Annotated in this window: 18 protein-coding genes; 7 read left to right on the top strand and 11 right to left on the bottom strand. The window is 66.0% G+C overall.

Annotated features, from left to right (window positions below; translation table 11 throughout):
* Window positions 1-39: 39 nt before the first annotated feature.
* Window positions 40-504 carry a carboxymuconolactone decarboxylase family protein gene (locus tag IEW24_RS26940; RefSeq protein ID WP_188584015.1) on the top strand — a complete coding sequence of 155 codons (465 nt, stop codon included), beginning with the start codon at window positions 40-42 and terminating at the stop codon, window positions 502-504.
* A complete protein-coding gene (locus IEW24_RS26935; protein WP_188584014.1) occupies window positions 491-1,399 on the top strand; it encodes a sigma-70 family RNA polymerase sigma factor in 909 nt (302 codons plus the stop codon). The genes IEW24_RS26940 and IEW24_RS26935 overlap by 14 nt, the downstream gene beginning before the upstream one ends.
* Here the strand turns inward: IEW24_RS26935 and IEW24_RS26930 are convergent, their stop codons facing one another.
* Window positions 1,400-2,077 (bottom strand): S24 family peptidase, encoded by a 678-nt coding sequence (locus IEW24_RS26930; protein WP_188584013.1) that lies wholly within the window; start codon window positions 2,075-2,077, stop codon window positions 1,400-1,402.
* Window positions 2,078-2,259: 182 nt separating this feature from the next.
* On the opposite strand from IEW24_RS26930, the gene IEW24_RS26925 reads away from it, so the two are divergent.
* A complete protein-coding gene (locus tag IEW24_RS26925) occupies window positions 2,260-2,607 on the top strand; it encodes a DUF952 domain-containing protein (RefSeq protein WP_188584012.1) in 348 nt (115 codons plus the stop codon).
* A gap of 4 nt (window positions 2,608-2,611) precedes the next feature.
* Here IEW24_RS26925 and IEW24_RS26920 read toward each other — a convergent pair whose 3' ends face one another.
* The 3 genes from IEW24_RS26920 to IEW24_RS26910 all read right to left on the bottom strand — a co-directional run bounded on the left by IEW24_RS26920 (window position 2,612) and on the right by IEW24_RS26910 (window position 5,172).
* Window positions 2,612-3,919 carry an MATE family efflux transporter gene (locus IEW24_RS26920; protein WP_244644697.1) on the bottom strand — a complete coding sequence of 436 codons (1,308 nt, stop codon included), beginning with the start codon at window positions 3,917-3,919 and terminating at the stop codon, window positions 2,612-2,614.
* A gap of 46 nt (window positions 3,920-3,965) precedes the next feature.
* A complete protein-coding gene (locus tag IEW24_RS26915) occupies window positions 3,966-4,241 on the bottom strand; it encodes a DUF6460 domain-containing protein (protein ID WP_188584010.1) in 276 nt (91 codons plus the stop codon).
* A 124-nt stretch (window positions 4,242-4,365) separates the two neighbouring features.
* The gene (locus IEW24_RS26910) at window positions 4,366-5,172 is read right to left on the bottom strand and encodes a hypothetical protein (protein WP_188584009.1); all 807 of its coding nucleotides are present in this window, start codon (window positions 5,170-5,172) and stop codon (window positions 4,366-4,368) included.
* A 157-nt stretch (window positions 5,173-5,329) separates the two neighbouring features.
* Between IEW24_RS26910 and IEW24_RS26905 the strand changes: the two genes are divergently transcribed.
* Window positions 5,330-6,163, top strand: coding sequence for a hypothetical protein (locus tag IEW24_RS26905; RefSeq protein WP_188584008.1), 834 nt, complete (start codon window positions 5,330-5,332; stop codon window positions 6,161-6,163).
* Window positions 6,164-6,251: 88 nt separating this feature from the next.
* On the opposite strand, the gene IEW24_RS26900 is transcribed toward IEW24_RS26905, so the two are convergent.
* The 4 genes from IEW24_RS26900 to IEW24_RS26885 all read right to left on the bottom strand — a co-directional run bounded on the left by IEW24_RS26900 (window position 6,252) and on the right by IEW24_RS26885 (window position 10,514).
* Window positions 6,252-6,899, bottom strand: coding sequence for a peroxiredoxin (locus IEW24_RS26900; protein ID WP_188584007.1), 648 nt, complete (start codon window positions 6,897-6,899; stop codon window positions 6,252-6,254).
* A gap of 132 nt (window positions 6,900-7,031) precedes the next feature.
* Complete coding sequence (locus IEW24_RS26895) at window positions 7,032-8,687, bottom strand: lysine--tRNA ligase (RefSeq protein WP_188584006.1); 1,656 nt, start codon at window positions 8,685-8,687, stop codon at window positions 7,032-7,034.
* Between the two features lie 205 nt (window positions 8,688-8,892).
* Window positions 8,893-9,522 carry a hypothetical protein gene (locus IEW24_RS26890; protein ID WP_188584005.1) on the bottom strand — a complete coding sequence of 210 codons (630 nt, stop codon included), beginning with the start codon at window positions 9,520-9,522 and terminating at the stop codon, window positions 8,893-8,895.
* A 116-nt stretch (window positions 9,523-9,638) separates the two neighbouring features.
* On the bottom strand, window positions 9,639-10,514 hold the full coding sequence (locus tag IEW24_RS26885) for a transporter substrate-binding domain-containing protein (protein ID WP_188584004.1): 876 nt from the start codon (window positions 10,512-10,514) through the stop codon (window positions 9,639-9,641).
* 101 nt (window positions 10,515-10,615) lie between these two features.
* Between IEW24_RS26885 and IEW24_RS26880 the strand changes: the two genes are divergently transcribed.
* Window positions 10,616-12,676, top strand: coding sequence for a glycosyltransferase (locus IEW24_RS26880; RefSeq protein ID WP_188584003.1), 2,061 nt, complete (start codon window positions 10,616-10,618; stop codon window positions 12,674-12,676).
* On the opposite strand, the gene IEW24_RS26875 is transcribed toward IEW24_RS26880, so the two are convergent.
* Window positions 12,660-13,247, bottom strand: coding sequence for an SCO family protein (locus IEW24_RS26875; protein WP_373870153.1), 588 nt, complete (start codon window positions 13,245-13,247; stop codon window positions 12,660-12,662). The genes IEW24_RS26880 and IEW24_RS26875 overlap by 17 nt on opposite strands.
* Window positions 13,248-13,300: 53 nt before the next feature.
* Window positions 13,301-13,501 carry a hypothetical protein gene (locus IEW24_RS26870; protein ID WP_188584100.1) on the bottom strand — a complete coding sequence of 67 codons (201 nt, stop codon included), beginning with the start codon at window positions 13,499-13,501 and terminating at the stop codon, window positions 13,301-13,303.
* 305 nt (window positions 13,502-13,806) lie between these two features.
* On the opposite strand from IEW24_RS26870, the gene IEW24_RS26865 reads away from it, so the two are divergent.
* Both IEW24_RS26865 and IEW24_RS26860 read left to right on the top strand, forming a co-directional pair.
* A complete protein-coding gene (locus tag IEW24_RS26865) occupies window positions 13,807-14,112 on the top strand; it encodes an ACT-like domain-containing protein (protein WP_188584001.1) in 306 nt (101 codons plus the stop codon).
* A gap of 9 nt (window positions 14,113-14,121) precedes the next feature.
* The gene (locus IEW24_RS26860) at window positions 14,122-15,060 is read left to right on the top strand and encodes an AEC family transporter (RefSeq protein ID WP_188584000.1); all 939 of its coding nucleotides are present in this window, start codon (window positions 14,122-14,124) and stop codon (window positions 15,058-15,060) included.
* Here the strand turns inward: IEW24_RS26860 and gluQRS are convergent.
* Window positions 15,039-15,959 carry a tRNA glutamyl-Q(34) synthetase GluQRS gene (gluQRS, locus tag IEW24_RS26855; RefSeq protein WP_188583999.1) on the bottom strand — a complete coding sequence of 307 codons (921 nt, stop codon included), beginning with the start codon at window positions 15,957-15,959 and terminating at the stop codon, window positions 15,039-15,041. The genes IEW24_RS26860 and gluQRS overlap by 22 nt on opposite strands.
* Between the last annotated feature and the right edge of the window lie 22 nt (window positions 15,960-15,981).

Raw genomic sequence — 15,981 nt, 5'->3', positions numbered from 1 at the left:
TGTCTGCGAACGTGCGTTCCGCACGGATGGAGACGAGACATGACCGCAAGGATCGACGCCCCCTTCAAGCTGGCCCCGGAAGCCATCAAGGCCATGATGGCGCTGGAAGCCAGCTTCAGCCGCACCACGCTGGAGCCCGCTTTGCGCGAACTGGTGAAGATGCGCGCCTCGCAAATCAACGGCTGCGCCTTCTGCCTGCACATGCATGCGGCCGACGCCCGCAAGCAGGGCGAAAGCGAGATGCGTCTGCATCTGCTCGCCGGATGGCGGGAGGCACCGTTCTATACGGATCGCGAACGCGCCGCCCTCGCCTGGACCGAGGCTCTGACGCGCATTGCCGAGACGGGCGCCCCCGATGCGGACTATGCTCAGCTCAGCGCCGTCTTCAGCGCGGAGGAACAGGTGCAGCTCACGCTTCTGATCGGCGCCATCAACACCTGGAACCGCCTGCAGATCGGCTTCCGCGTCACACCCGCCATCGAGCCCGTCCGTGCCGCAGGCTGAGGCCACCCGGCTGTTCGAGGCGCACCGCCCCCGGCTGGTGCGCCTCGCCTATCGCATGCTCGGCTCGCTCAGCGAGGCCGAGGATGTGGTGCAGGACGCATGGCTACGCTGGCAGAGGGTGGAGCTTGCCGGCGTGGATGCGCCCGGCTCCTATCTCTCGCGCATCGTCACCCGGCTCTGCCTCGATGTGATGAAGTCGGCGCGGGCACGGCGGGAAACCTATGTGGGGCCGTGGCTGCCCGAGCCTCTGGTCGAGGGCCTCTCCATGACCGACGAGGCACCGGACGCCGACGATCTCACCTTGACCCTGATGATGGCGCTGGAACGCTTGTCGCCGCTGGAGCGCGCCGCCTTCCTGCTGCACGATGTGTTTGGCGTGCCGCTGGACGACGTGGCCACCACGCTGGAGCGCGCACCCGCCTCGGTGCGGCAACTGGCTGTTCGCGCCCGTCAGCATGTGCGCGATGCCCGCCCCCGCTATCCCGTGGCGGAGGATGAGGGCAGTCGCCTCGCTCAAGCCTTCTTCGCCGCCAGCCGCAGCGGCGATGTCGCCGCGCTGGGTGAGCTTCTGGCGCAGGACGTGGTGCTGCGCTCGGACGGCGGCGGGCGCGTGCTGGCCTTCCGCAATCCGATCCTCGGCCTGCAGAAAGTGGCGCGCCTGTTCGGGCGGCTCGCCACCAAACATCCCCATCAGGACGATGGTCTGCTGCGCTTCGCCACCATCGACGGCCTGCCCGGCTTCATCAGCCGCGAGCGCGGCGGCGTCGTGCAAACCACGGCGCTGGCCATCACCGAGGGCCGCATCAGCGAGATCTACATCACCCGCAATCCGGACAAGCTCGACCGCCTCGTCGCGGCCCTGGCGCTGGAGGCGCCGGTCGCCGGCCATGGTTGACTATTGGCTGGCCCAAACGATCCGCGCCACCCAGAGCACGTCGGCTGTCGCGAAGGATCGGTCCTCATACTCGGGGTTCAGCGAACGCAGTTCGACGGTCTTGTTGGTCTGGCGGACAAGCTCCTTCGCCAGCACCTCCCCCTCCCGCGTCTTCACCACCACCCGGTCGCCCTTGCGAACCGAGGCGGCGGGCGACACCACCACCAGATCGCCGGGCCGATAGACCGGACGCATGGAGTCGCCGGAAATCTCCAGCGCATAGGCGTGCTCGTCCTCGACTTCGGGAAAGAGGATCTCATCCCATCCACCGCCGACCGGAAACCCGGCGTCGTCGAAGAAACCGCCCCCACCCGCCTGCACGAGGCCGATATGGGGGATCGGGCGCACGGCGCGAGGGCCGTGCCCGGCAGCCTGACGCCCCTCGCTGCTGTGCCGGCTGCCGGCGCCTGCCGGCGTCAGCAAGGCCATGAACTCCTCGACGCTCGCCCCGGTGGCGGCCAGCACCTTGGCCAGACTCTCCGTCGATGGCCAGCGGGCATGACCATCCGCCGTGATGCGCTTGGAGCGGTTGAAGGCGGTTGCGTCGAGGCCGGAGCGCTTGGCGAGCGCGGAAGCCGACAGGCCGTGTTCCGCCGCGAGACGGTCAATGGCGCTCCAGATCTGCCCATGGGTCAGCATCGGATCCTCGCACGCAAAGAGGTAGGAAAATATGTATGACGCAAAATAGCGGAAGGAATCAAGTCCTCCGGTAATTGAATATGGCAAAAAGAGACGCCTGGAACCCTCATTGATACTATTTTGATACCATCAAATCAGATCCCGCTCTGGCTTCGCGGTGTAATCGGCAGTAAACCCCACCCATGACCGCCTCACATTGCATCATCTACAAGATTTGCCCGCGCCCGCTTTGGGAAGCGGCGCAGGCCATCGGCCAGTTCGAGGGCGCTCCCGTCGATCTCGCCGATGGCTATATCCATTTCTCGGCCATTGAGCAGGTGCGCGAGACCGCCGCGAGGCATTTCGCCGGGCAGGACGATCTGGTGCTGGTGGCGGTGGATGCCACCACTTTGCCGCGCCTGAAGTGGGAGCCCTCGCGCGGTGGCGCGCTGTTCCCTCATCTCTACGCGCCGCTCACCATGTCCGAAGTGCTGTGGGCCAAGCCGCTGCCACTCGGCCCGGACGGACACCACCAGTTTCCCCTGCCCTGAGGGCTCAGGCCGGAAAGGTCCGCCGCACCAGCGCCGGCAGTCGCAGCGCCTGGAAGCCGCCGCGCGCCATCAGGAAGACCAGCAGCGCCATCCAGAGGCCGGCATTGCCGAACGGACGCAGCACGAACCAGGCGAGTAGATAGACCGCCAGCGATGCCAGCATGAGATTGCGCATGTCGCGGGACCACATGGCCCCCACATAGATGCCGTCATAGGCATAGGCGGCGACGCCGGCCAGCGGCACCAGCGCGGCAAAAGGCAGATAGGCGATCGCTTCCGCCACCACCTCCGCATTGGTGCTCATGAGCTGCAGCACCCATGGCCCGCTCCCGAACAGCAGGCCCGCCGCCGCCAGCGCGAAGCCGTAGCCCCACAGGAAAACCAGCCGCAGGGCGGCGGAAAAGGTCGTGCGGTCACGCGCGCCGGCCGCAGCTCCGCACAATTGCTCGGCGGCAGTGGCGAAGCCGTCGAGGAAATACACGGTGAGCATGGACATGGTGTTGAGCAGCGCATTGGCGGCCAGCGTCGTATCGCCCATCCGCGCGCCCTGAGCGGCGAAGAAGGCCAGACCACCCAGCAGTGCCGCCGAACGGATGAGGATGTCGCGATTGAGCGCCATCATCTCCATCATGCGCGCCCGCTCCAGCACCACGGAGCGGGGCACCTCGAAGCGGAAGCCGATCAGGCGGGCGCAGAGCAGCAGGCCCGCAAGCATGCCGACGCCCTCGGCCCAGACAGCCGCCTCGGCCGCACCGGCAACGCCCTCATCGAACCACAGCACCAGCAGCGCGCAGAGCACGATGTTCAGACCGTTGATGCCAGCCTGCAGCACCAGCGCATGGCCGGTGCGGCCGAGGCCGGTGAGCCAGCCGAGCAAAGCGTAGTTGGCCAGGCTCATGGGCGCGGCCCAGATGCGCACGCCATAATAGGTGGCCAGTGCCGTATCCACGGCCGGGCTGGCGCCGGCCATCTTGAGCGCCAGATAACCAATGGGCTTCTGCAGCAGAACGAGAACCAGCCCGCAGGCCACGGCGAGCAGAACGGCACGCGCCAGCACGGCCTTCTGCTCGATGCCGTCGCGGCGCCCCAGCGCCTGCGCCACAAGGCCCACCGTTCCCATGCGCAGGAAGCCGAAGCCCCAGAACAGGAAATCGAACACCACGGCGCCCAGCGCCACGCCGCCCAGCGCGGCCGCATCCCCGAGCCGTCCCACCACTGTCGTCGCCACCAGCCCCAGCAGCGGCGTTGTGAGGTGGGCGAGCGTCATGGGCGCGGCGATGGCGAGCACGCTGCGATGCGTGACCGGCCTCAAGCCCGCCTGCCCGTGATGGCCCATGCGCGCAGCCCAACCCGCAGCCTTATTTGCCCATCCGGAAAATCCGCGAGAGCAGCCAGAGCGGGATGACGATCAGCGCACCCAGCAGGAAATAGCGCCACAGGCGCTCTACCGTATCGAAGCCGAGGGAGAAGAGGCTTTCGACCATGCGGCGCAGACTGGCGAGAAGGTTTGCCGGATCAAGGCCCAGCGCCGCCAGGATCACACCGACCACAAGGCAGAGGATCACAAGGCGCAACAGCACCGACACCGGCGAGCCGCCGAGGAAGCGGGAAAGCTGGGAATTGCCGTCTGCCATGTCGTTGTCGCCTCGATCTGTCGCGCGCTTGGTCCGCGCTTTGCGCCCCCAGTGCCACCTGAGCGGATCGGCATGGCTCTAGCATGGCGTCCGCCCGGGCAGAAACACGGCGGCAAGCTGGAGGTCAGTCTGGCTCGACGATGCCAAGGCTGCGAGCCTGAAAGAAACGGCGCAGGAAACGGCGCGTGCTTTCCATCCGATGCCCCAGTGCGCCGCGCGGCGGCAAGGGGCGGGCCGGCGTGGAGGGGGCGGCCGTCTCGAAATCGAACCGGGCATAGAGTGCCGCATAACGCCCGAGGAACAGCGCCTGTGTCGCCGGATCCATTTCCCGATAGCGCTGGGGCCGGCCGACGTTGAACTGGCCGATCAGCGCCCCATCGCGGAACGGCGCGAGCACGCGCGCGGCGTCCACCGTCACGCCGAGGTGCCGCGCCACGCGCGTGATGGCCGCCTCGCTGTCGAAGCAGATCTCATTGTAGGTGAACAGCTCCACCTGCGGGATGGCGGACCACTGCTCGAAGAAGGCCATCTGCATGTCAATGGACGGCAGCGCGTCCACTGGCGTGTGCACCTCGGCGAACGGCAATATGCCCAGATCGCGCGCCCGGCGGCCATTGTCGGCCATGGACAGCGCCATCTCGCGCGGGTCGCGGATGGAGGCGCTGGCGAGAACCTCTCCGGCGGCGATCATCTGCGCCACCTCGGGCAGCAGCGCGCCATGGGTCTTCAGAACGACAGGCCGGCCGCGCGCCACACGCTGCACCCGCTCCAGCAAGGGAGCGGTTACATAATCATAGTAATTCTCAAGCTTCCGGCTGCTCCTGCGCCGGATACGGCCGATGCCCATGCCGGACAGGCACAGTATTTCCTCAGTCAGCTGATACAGATACGTGCTGGCGGACTTGGTTACGCCATAACAGATATAGATCATGCCAACCTTGCAGGGGACGGATACCGCGCGCTGCAAACTAGAACCGGCACGACATATGTCAAGGCCGAGCACGCCTCAGGCTCACGCGCCTTGACACCCGCGCCCGCGGCGAGGAACATCCCGGTCGTGGTGGGTACATTCGAATATTTGGGATCGAATGATCTACCTTTGCTATGGCGTGACGAAATCCGCCAGTACCTTTTTATATCAGATCACGGAAGAGATTTTCTCCGCCAGCGGGCTCGGCTTCTGCCGGCTGTCACACGACGGCCCTCTCCAGATGTCCAACCATTACGACACCATAGACCCCTCGCTGATCACGCGCATTGCGGAGAGCGCGGGTGAACGGCCTGTCGTCCTGAAGACCCACGGCGCCCTGCATCCCGGCGTGGCGGACATGATCGCCGCCGGAGAGGTTCTCGCCAGCGCCTCCATCCGCGACCCGCGCGAGATCGCGCTGTCCATGGTGGACCATGGCAGGCGGGCGCGGGCGAACGGCGAGCAGGCTTTCGCCGAAGTCTTCGATCCCACGGAGGCGCTGTTCGCTCTCGACATGCAGATCGAGATCTTCACCCGCTGGGCCGGCGTGCCGCAGACGGAGGTCTTCACCTACAATGAGATCTGCTTCGACACCGAGGCCACGATCCGGCGGCTGGCGCGGCAGATCGGCACGTCGGTGGATCCCGCACGCATTCTGGCGCCGTTCCGCAACACGCGCATGATCGGCCAGTTCAACATCGGCCGGCCCGACCGGGCTGCGGAAATGCCCGCCCACATGCAGGCTGCGTTTCTGGAGCGCTATGCCGCTTTCTATGCGCGCATGCGTTTCGACCGCGATCCGCTCAAGGCTGCAACGACCTCCGAACATCCCTCGCGCACATCTCCCACCACACGTCCGCTACGCTGGCTTAAACAGGAAATCGCGGACCACCGCCGTCTGGTTCGCCGCCTCATGCACAGCCGTAATATCGGCATCATCCGGCCGGACTGAGGGCTCAAAAACAGCACGGCCGTAGTCGCTTCTACAGCGACCACGGCCGTCCGGAATCAGATACGTCCGGGAACGCCGGACGCAATCCTCATTCCGCCGCAGCGGTGCCCGGCTGGGCGACGATGCGCAGATAGGGCTTCACGGTCTTCCAGCCGGCCGGGAACTTCTCCTTGGCCGCCTCGTCGGAGACGGAGGGGACGATGATCACGTCCTCGCCCTGCTTCCAGTCCGCCGGGGTGGCGACCGAATGCTGCGCGGTGAGCTGGAGCGAATCCACCACGCGCAGGATTTCCTGGAAGTTGCGGCCCGTGCTCGCCGGATAGGTGAGCGTAAGCTTCAGCTTCTTGTCCGGCCCGATGACGAACACGGAACGCACCGTGGCGGTGTCGCTCGCGTTCGGGTGGATCAGGTCATAGAGATCGGAGACTTTCCGGTCCTTGTCCGCGATGAGCGGGAAGTTCAGCTGCGCGCCGGTGGCGAGCTTGATGTCATCGACCCAGGCCGGATGGTTGTCGAGGCTGTCGACGGACAGGCCCAGAACCTTCACGTTCCGTTTGTCGAACTCCCCCTTCAGATGCGCCACCTGACCAAGCTCGGTGGTGCACACGGGCGTGAAATTCTTGGGGTGCGAGAACAGGATGCCCCAGCTGTTGCCAAGCCATTCATGGAAGCTCACCGGGCCTTCGGTGGTCTCCGCGGTGAAGTCGGGGACCGTGTCCCCCAGACGCAGCGTCATGCTCTTTCTCCAAAATCACAATAATTAAATGTGACTAAATTCAATCATACACCCGACCAATGACATTAGGGAAACAAAAAGGGGACGGGGTGCATGCGCAGCCCGTCCCCAACCATCGGTCGCAGGTCTCGTTCAGGCCGCCAGTTCGCCCGCCAGCGCCTTGGCGATCAGGGCACGGGTCTCGGCCACGCCATAGATCGCCACGAACGAGCCGAAGCGCGGGCCGCGCTCCTGCCCGATCAGCACCTGATAGATGGTGTTGAACCACTCGATGGAGACGCCCGGCTTCTCTGCCGTCGCCCCCTTGGCCTTGAAGTCCTGATAGCGCGGGATCGGGCGGGCCACGTCGTAGAGGGCGTTCTGCACATCCTCCGCGCTGGGCGAAGGCGGCAGGGCGGCGAGCGCCGCGTCCAGCGCCTCCAGCGCCCCGCGCTCCACATCGTCGGGGGCACGGAATTGCTTGTTGGGGCGCACGAAGTCGTTGAAATACTTCACCGCATAGCCCACCAGCTCGGCGAGCTTGGGATGGGTCTCGGCAGAGACTCCCGGCACATGGCGGCGCAGGAAGCCCCACAGCACGCTCTCATCCTCGGTGTTGGAGGCCGAGGCGAGGTTCAGCAGCATGGTGAAGGACACCGGCATGTCCACCTTGGGCGGGTTGCCCGCGTGGATGTGCCACACCGGATTGTTCAGGCGCTCTTTCCAGGCCTGCGTCTCATACTTGGCGAGGAAGTTGAAATAGTCGTCCACCGTGCGCGGAATGACATCGAAATAGAGCCGCTTGCCCGAGCGCGGCGACTGGAACATGAACAGCGCCAGGCTTTCCGGGCTCGCATAGGTCAGCCAATCCTCGATGGACAGGCCGTTGCCCTTGGACTTCGAGATCTTCTGCCCCTTCTCGTCGAGGAACAGCTCGTAATTGAAGCCTTCCGGCGGCTCGGCGCCGAGCACGCGGGCGATCTGGCCGGACAGCTTCACGCTGTCGATCAGATCCTTGCCTGCCATTTCGTAATCCACCGCCATGGCCACCCAGCGCATGGCCCAATCCGGCTTCCACTGGAGTTTGCAGGCGCCCCCCGTCACCGGGACACTCACCGGCGCCTTGGTTTCCGGGTCCTCATAGGTGATCGTGCCGGCCGCCACATCGTGCGAGAGAATGGGCACCTGCAACACGATGCCGGTCTTCGAGTCGATGGGCAGGAAAGGCGAATAGGATGCGGCCCGCTCCTCGCGCAGCGAGGGCAGCATCACGTCCATGACCTCCTGATACTTCTCCAGCACCTTCAGCAGCGTGGCGTCGAAGCGGCCGGACTTGTAGCAGTCGGTGGCGGAGAGGAACTCGTACTCGAAGCCGAAGGCGTCGAGAAAGGCGCGCAGACGAGCATTGTTGTGCGCCCCGAAGCTCGGATGCGTGCCGAACGGATCAGGCACCACGGTCAGCGGCTTGCCGAGATTGGCGGCCAGCAGTTCCTTGTTCGGCACATTGTCCGGCACCTTGCGCAGGCCGTCCATGTCGTCCGAGAAGGCGACGAGGCGGGTCTTCACGCTGTCCCCGGTGAGGATGCGGAAGGCGTGGCGCACCATGGTGGTGCGGGCCACTTCGCCGAAGGTGCCGATGTGCGGCAGGCCCGAGGGGCCGTAGCCGGTCTCGAACAGCACTTCATCCTTCGGTTTGCGCTTGAGACGCTCGACGATCTTGCGCGCTTCCTCGAACGGCCAGGCACCCGCGGTTTCCGCGAGGCTGCGCAGTTCGGCGGCGAGGTCTTCGATCGGGGCGTCCGTGGTCATCTAAGTCTCCGGTCAGGGCGCCTGCAGGCGAGCCTGGATGGCTACGCGGCCAGCCTGCAAGGCACGGAAGACCTCACGACGGCGCAGCTCGCGTTGGGATCGCGCGGCCCCGCATCGGGACATCGCGCGCCTCTGCTCTAGTCCATGTATGGCAAAAGTTGAAGGGTGCGACCGACAATCCGGACGATGACCAACACCAGCCGGCCTACAGCGCCGGCACCACACCATCGCGGCCCACCAGCACACGGGCGGCCTGCGGCAGGCCATCGGCGCCTGCGGTCGTGCGCATCAGCACCTGCGCACCGGGCTTCAGCTCGTCGGCCGTGCCGGCCTCGAACCGCACGAGCGAGGTGTCCGGTGTCACCAGAACCTTCTTCTCCCCGCCCTGATAGGCGATGGTCAGAAGCTGCCCGTCCTTCTCCACCATCTTCTGCGCCAGCGCGCCGTTGGTCATGCTGGAGGTGGGAGCCACGTCATAAGGGTGCGTGCCCTCCCCGACGCCGCGCTGGTTCGCCATGAACACATGCACCGACACCGCTTTCTCCGGGGCGCCGGGCGCAGCGCCCGCCTGCGGCACGGCTGCCACGCCCACATAGGCGTCGGTGGGAATATCGGCGAGCGAAATGCGCACCAGCCCCGTAACCGACGGCTTGTCCGCAAGCTTCACCTTCACGCTCTGCCCGGATCGGGTGGTGACGGTCAGCAGCGAGCCCTCCACCGAAGCGACGACGCCGCGCAAAGTGGTTGTCGGGGCCGGAGTGCCCTGCGCCATGGCAGGGATGGCGCCGATGAGAGAGGCTGCGAGAGCCAACGGGGCAAGAAGGCGCAGACGCATGTCAGAGGCTCCGGAACGCGATGAATCCCAGCGGACGGCAACGCCCATCTCAGCGCCTCCGGCCCCATACGCCACACACGTTTGCGAGACCATCCGGCCTCTCGCAGCGTCAGGTTTCAGTAGATGCCCACGGGGAACCAGCGCAGATAGAGATCCGTATAGACGCCCTTCTCCCACACCCGCTGCAGGGCATAGTCGATAGCACGGCGCAGTTGGTCGTTGCCGGGCTTCACCGCCACGCTCATGCCGTCGCCGAAATAACGGCTCTCTGTGAAGGGGCCGCCCACGAACCGGCAGCACCCCGCCGCCTGCGCGCCATTGAGCCAGAGCGACAGCCCGATGCCATCGCCGAACAGCAGGTCCACCTCGCCAGAGGTGAGTGCCTGTCGCGCTGCCGCCGCATCGGGATAGGGACGCAGGGACGCCTCGGGGAAGAAGGCCTTCAGATAGGCTTCGTGCGCGGTGCCCGCCACCACTGCCACCTTGCGGGCCCCTACATCCGCCGGCGCGACGGAGGTGAGGCCTAGGCCGGCGCGCCCCACGAAGCGGGCCGGCGTTCCGAGGTAACGCTCGGAGAAGTCCGCCTTGCCGCGATTGAAGGCTGCGGCAGAGACACCGGCGATCACCGCGTCGCCCTTGTTCTGATCCAGCGCCTCCAGCAGCGTATCGAAGGCCACCGCCTGCATGGTGCAGGTCACGGCCAACTCTGCGCAGATGGCCCGGGCCAGATCGAGATTGAACCCCATCAGGGCCCCATCTGCCCCGGAAAAATTGAACGGGGGATAGTCGTCCGTGGTCAGGAAACGGATGGATGTCGGCAGGCGCGAAACGTCCGGGCGCTCCAGGCGGCGGGAGGCATTCCAGAAACTCGGCACAACCGCGCCGGGCACCGACGGCGCGCCGAGAGACTTCGGGCCGGACCTGACGGACGCGCCGTCCTGCGCCGAAAGATCGCTCGCAAACAAAAGGCTGGCAAGCATCACGATGGCCATGCCGGCCACCTTCAACCTGCCCGTGAGACGATTCGACGCAAGCACCCGATTGCTCCGCTTACTACTATGGCGTGCACAGATCTCCCCGGGGGGACGGGATCATGGTGGGCGAGCCTGCGCCTATCCGCAAGCGGCCGGAACCTGTCGAGCCGGCCACGCCCTTGCAGGCGGCGCCGGCAGGACGCGTTGTGCCCACGCATCCACCGCCCTCTCCCCGATACGCCGCTCCACCTGTGCGGCGATATGCACATCTCGCCCCGCCATCCCCTGCTCTGCCGGTGGAACTGGCTCCGTTTCGCGGGTTGCTGCCGGCAAGGCTTCTGGACTGGGCGCATCGGCGCGCGCGAGCACTGCGGGTGGGAGGCGACGAGGTGTTGATCTGCTCCGGCCATGTTTCGGCCGAAACGGCGACCCGACTGAGCGCCCACCATTTCGGCCTCGCCACAGACCCGCTCACCGGCGTGCAGGTCCGAGCGGAGGACACCCCCGAGATCCTGCGCAAGGGCACGTTCGTCGCCTTCGATGAAGACAGCGGGACGCTGAACTACACTTTCGCCGCGCGTGGCATCGGCGTGCGCCGCCTCGCCGCACTCCTGAAGCGCGACGACACGCTCACGGCGCGGGCACGCCTTGTTTCACCCGAACGGCTTCATGCGGTCATCGGCAGCATTGGGGCGCGGGATATCGGCCGAATGGCGGCCTATGAGTTGCACACCACCCGCCCGCATCTGTCGGCCGCGTCGCTCAATGTGTCACGGCGGCTGCTGCCGGTGCTGCTGCTCGCGATGATGACAGCGATTTTCGCCTGGCTTGCGCCGCGCGCCACATTCCTCTGCGTGGAAATCCTGCTCTCCGCCATTTTCCTGTCCGGCGCGGTACTCAAGCTCGGCGCCTGCTTCATCCCTGCGCCGCGGGATGTCCCGCTTGGCCTCGAAGACGGTGCGCTGCCGCTCTATAGCCTGCTGGTGCCGCTCTATCGCGAGGTCAGAGTCCTTCCGCAGTTGATCGAAGCCCTGAAGCGCTTGGACTATCCGCCGGAAAAGCTGGACATCAAACTCGTCATCGAGCCGGACGATTTTGCCACGCGAAACCGGCTGCGACGGATGCGGCTGCCGCCCTGGTTCGAGGTGGTGACGGCGCCCGCCATCGGCCCACGCACCAAGCCCAAGGCCCTCAATGCAGCGCTCTGCTTCGCGCGGGGCAGCTACGTGGCGGTGTTCGATGCCGAGGACATTCCCGAACCCGGCCAGTTGCGGCATGCGCTTGCCGCCTTCCGGGCCGCCGGTTCCAGCACAGCCTGCGTGCAGGCGCGCCTCGCCATCGGCAACGCGGACGAAAGCTGGATCAGCGCCCATTTCGCTGCCGAGTATGCTGGACAGTTCGACGTGCTCCTGCCTGCATTGGCGAGCCTGCGGCTCCCCATATTGCTTGGCGGCACATCCAATCACTTCCGGCGCGACATTCTGGAGGCGATCGGCGGCTGGGATCCCTACAACGTCACGGAGGATGCGGACCTCGGCGTCCGTCTTGCCCGCGCCGGCTGGGGCACCACGGTCATCTCGGCGTCCACGGACGAGGAAGCGCCCATCACCCGGCGCGCATGGATGCGTCAGCGCACGCGCTGGATGAAGGGCTGGGCGCAGACGCTTCTGGTCCACGGCTCCCATCCCGTGGAACTGGTCCGTGATCTGGGAGCCGGCAACGCCATCGCTCTGGGATTGCTGACGGCAGGCCCTTTCGTCTCGGCCCTGCTGCATCCCATGTGCCTGGCGGTGCTGTTTGCGGATATCATCAGCGGCGTGTTTCTCGCACCCGGCAGCAGCCTGCTGGGAGTGGCCGCATCCGCGCTGTCGTACACCAATCTGGTTGTGGGCTATCTGGTCGCCGGCATCAGTTGCAGCCTGGGCCTGCATCGGCGCGGACGCCTCGGTCTCGCACCCATCCTGCTCTCATTGCTCTTCTACTGGCCACTCATATCGCTTGCCGCCTGGCGGGCCATCATCGAACTGGTCGTCCGGCCGCACTGGTGGGACAAGACGGAGCATGGCGTCAGCCGCCGACGCCGGCTGCGGCCGGCGCACGGAGCCGGATCGGGCCCGGATGAAGCCATCCGCCCCGTGAATCCGCCTCTACAACGGGATCATCTCAGAGGTAGCGCTTGAGTTCGGCCGCAGCTTCGGCCGGCGCCCGCTTGGTGTTGAACGGGGCGATGAAGCTGCCGTCCTTGTCCATCAGATAGATCACCGCCGTGTGGTCCATGGTGTAGTCACCCCCATCCAGCGGCACTTTGCGCGAGAAGACCCGATAGGCCTTCTTCACCGTCTCCACCTGCGCGGGCGTGCCGGTATAGCCGCGAAGCTGGGGCGCGAAGCTGGAGATGTAGGACTTCATCACTTCGGGCGTGTCGCGTTCCGGGTCCACGGTGATGAAAACCGCCCGCGCCTTATCCGCGTCCGGGCCCAGACTGCGGAAGATTTCCGAGATTTCGAACAGCGCGGTTGGGCACACGTCCGGGCAATGGGTGAAACCGAAGAAAACCAGCGTCGGATGCCCCTTGAGTGCGGACTCGCTGACCGGCTTGGCATCCTGATCCACCAACTGGAACGGCCCACCCACTAGGGACGCGGTTCCCGCCGGGCGGCTCGGCATCAGCATCGTGGCCCCCGCCACCAGAACAAGCGCTCCCGCCGCGAAGGCGCAGAACAGGGCAATGATCTTCGTGCGGGACGACAAGGCGGCCATGGGAGAGAGGTATCCAGCTTTATGGAAGGGAGAAGATCAGGAGGTCAGAAGCATGTGGCGATGCCGGCAGCCACCGTGTCGAAGAAGATGGCGGTGCCGTGGCGCGCCCACAGCAGACCGGCACCGCCCAGAAGCAGCACGACAACCGCCACAAGCCCACCGGTGAGCGCATGCAGACGCCAGGCGGAAGTTCCTCCCGCCGCAGCCGGCCGTTCTGCCGGAGCATTCTGTGCCTCCACCTGCATCCTTTGCTTCCCGATCTCCACCTGACGTCAAATGCGCGCCTGCGCGCCCATTCATATGGTCACAGCCAACTTTAGCGCCAACAGGTGCCGCGCTGGAAGCAACTTGCCGCGAGCGCGCATGAGGTAAACGCAAGGCTGAAAGCGTTGACGCGGCATGCGCAGCCGCCTAACCTCAATTTCATGTGCATCTCCGGATCCGAGACCCGGCGCCCGCTCGTAGGCGCGCTGCGAATTCTCCGCCCGGTCGACCTTGTCGGCCGGGTTCGCTGAATCGCATCTCCGTCTCGCTTTTCCGGATAACAGCCATGTCCAATCTGTCTCTGGTGCCCGCCGGCGCCTCCTATCGTCTTGTCGTCGAAGCCATGCCTGATCCCAACGTGCTGCTGCGCCTGCTTGAGCCGTTCGTGATCCATGATGTCCTGCCCCACCGCATCGACGTCGCCCATTGCGACAATTCCCTTGCCGTGGAGCTGGAAATCACCGCATCGCCGGATCTCGCCGCGCGGCTGGAAGGCCGCCTGCGCGCCATGGTGCCGGTGTCCGACGTCGCCATGGTGTGCCTCGGCGAAGGCCATCCCCACGGGAGCGCGGCGCTCACAGTCGCTGCCTGACACGTCTCCATGCTCGGCATTCTCGCGGACCTCGCTCTCATCGTTCTTCCGGTCTTCGGGATTGTCGGGCTCGGATATGGGGCCGCCAAGACAAAGCTGATCAGCGACACGGCCTCGGACGGCCTGGCCGAATATGTCTTCGGCCTCGCCGTGCCGATCCTCATCTTCAAGACGCTGAGCGAGAGCAAGCTGCCCGACGCCCAGCCCTGGGGCTACTGGATCGCCTATTTCACCGGCGCGTTCGCGGTGTTCGCCATCGCCACCCTCGTCGCCCGCAAGGTGTTCGGCCGCAGCCATACGGAGGCGGTCATCCAGGGCTTCTCCGCCGGACAGGCCAATACCGTGTTCGTCGGCGTGCCGCTGATCCTGAAGGCCTATGGCGAGGAAGGCGCGGTGCCGCTCTTCCTGCTCATCGCCGTGCATCTGCCGATCATGCTGATCGCCGCCACCATCGCGGTCGAGGGCGGCTCCGGCTTCTCGGCCGCCACGGCAAAGCGTCTGTTCCGCTCGCTGGCCTTCAACCCCATCCTGCTCGGCATCTATGCTGGCGGCATCGGACGCGTGGTGGGCTTCGAAGCGCATGGGGTGCCGAAACAGGTGCTGGACATGATGGCAGCCTCCGCCACCCCTTGCGCCCTCGTCTCGCTTGGCCTCGCTCTCAAGCGGTATGGCGTGTCGGGCGACCTGCGCCCCACCATGGTGATCTGCTTCCTCAAGCTGATGGTGCATCCGCTGCTGGTGCTGGGGCTCACCCGCATCCTGCCCATGCCGCCGGTGTGGGCGGGCGTGGCTGTGCTGTTCGCCGCCATGCCCTGCGGCATCAACGCCTATCTGCTGGCGCAACGCTATGGCGTGGGCGTCGGCACCAGTTCCAGCGCGGTTTCGCTCTCCACCGTGCTCGGGCTCGTAACCATCACTTTCTGGCTCTACGTGCTCGGCGTCGGCTGAGCCTGCTCCAGACCTCGGTCGATCAGCGCCTTCACCTCGTCCGGAGAGGCCCCCGCCGCACGCAAGGCGGCGAGGCTGGCCGCGCCCGTGCTCTTGGAGAGCTTTCGCCTGTCTGCATCCAGCACCAGCGCATGATGGTGATAGATGGGCTCCGGCAGCCCGAGCAGGGTCTGCAACAGCCGGTGGATCTCGGTGGCCGCGAAGAGATCACGCCCCCGGATCACGTGGGTGATGGCCTGCAACTGATCATCCACCACCACAGCCAGATGATAGCTGGCCGGCACATCCTTGCGCGCCAGCACCACGTCGCCCCAGCGGGCCGGATCGGCCGGAACGCGTTGAGGCGTCGCCAATGCGGTGCCGGGCGCCTCCTGCCACGACAGCGGTTGACCCGCCAGATCGCAGGCCCGCTCCATGTCGAGCCGCAGCACATATGGCTCACCCGCCAGCTTGCGGCGATGGCGCACGCCGTCCGGTACGCTTTCGCGTGAGAAAGGGTAGAGCGGCGCGCCGTCGGGATCGCGGGGCCACGCACCGCCGCCCGCCTCCTGCGCCAGCACGGCGCGGGCGATCTCGGCCCGGCTTTCGAAACTCGCATAGAGCAGACCGAGAGCGTCGAGCCGCTGGAGTGCAGCCTCGTAATCATCGAAATGCTGGCTCTGGCGCCGGGGCGGTTCAGAGGGAAGAATGCCCAGCCATGCCAGATCCTGCGCGATGCCGGTTTCGAATTCCGGGCGACATCGGGTGGTGTCGATGTCTTCCATGCGCAACAGGAAACGACCCGACGCCATCTCTGCCGCCGCGTGGTTCACCAGGGCCGAATAGGCATGGCCGAGATGCAACGGGCCGTTGGGGCTGGGTGCGAAGCGGCAGGTGAAGGAGCTGCTGTTCAGGGTCATGTCGCGGTCTGCGATGGCGATG

This window comes from Azorhizobium oxalatiphilum (assembly GCF_014635325.1).
GTDB lineage: Bacteria > Pseudomonadota > Alphaproteobacteria > Rhizobiales > Xanthobacteraceae > Azorhizobium > Azorhizobium oxalatiphilum.
This window is presented reverse-complemented; position numbering and strand designations above follow the sequence as displayed.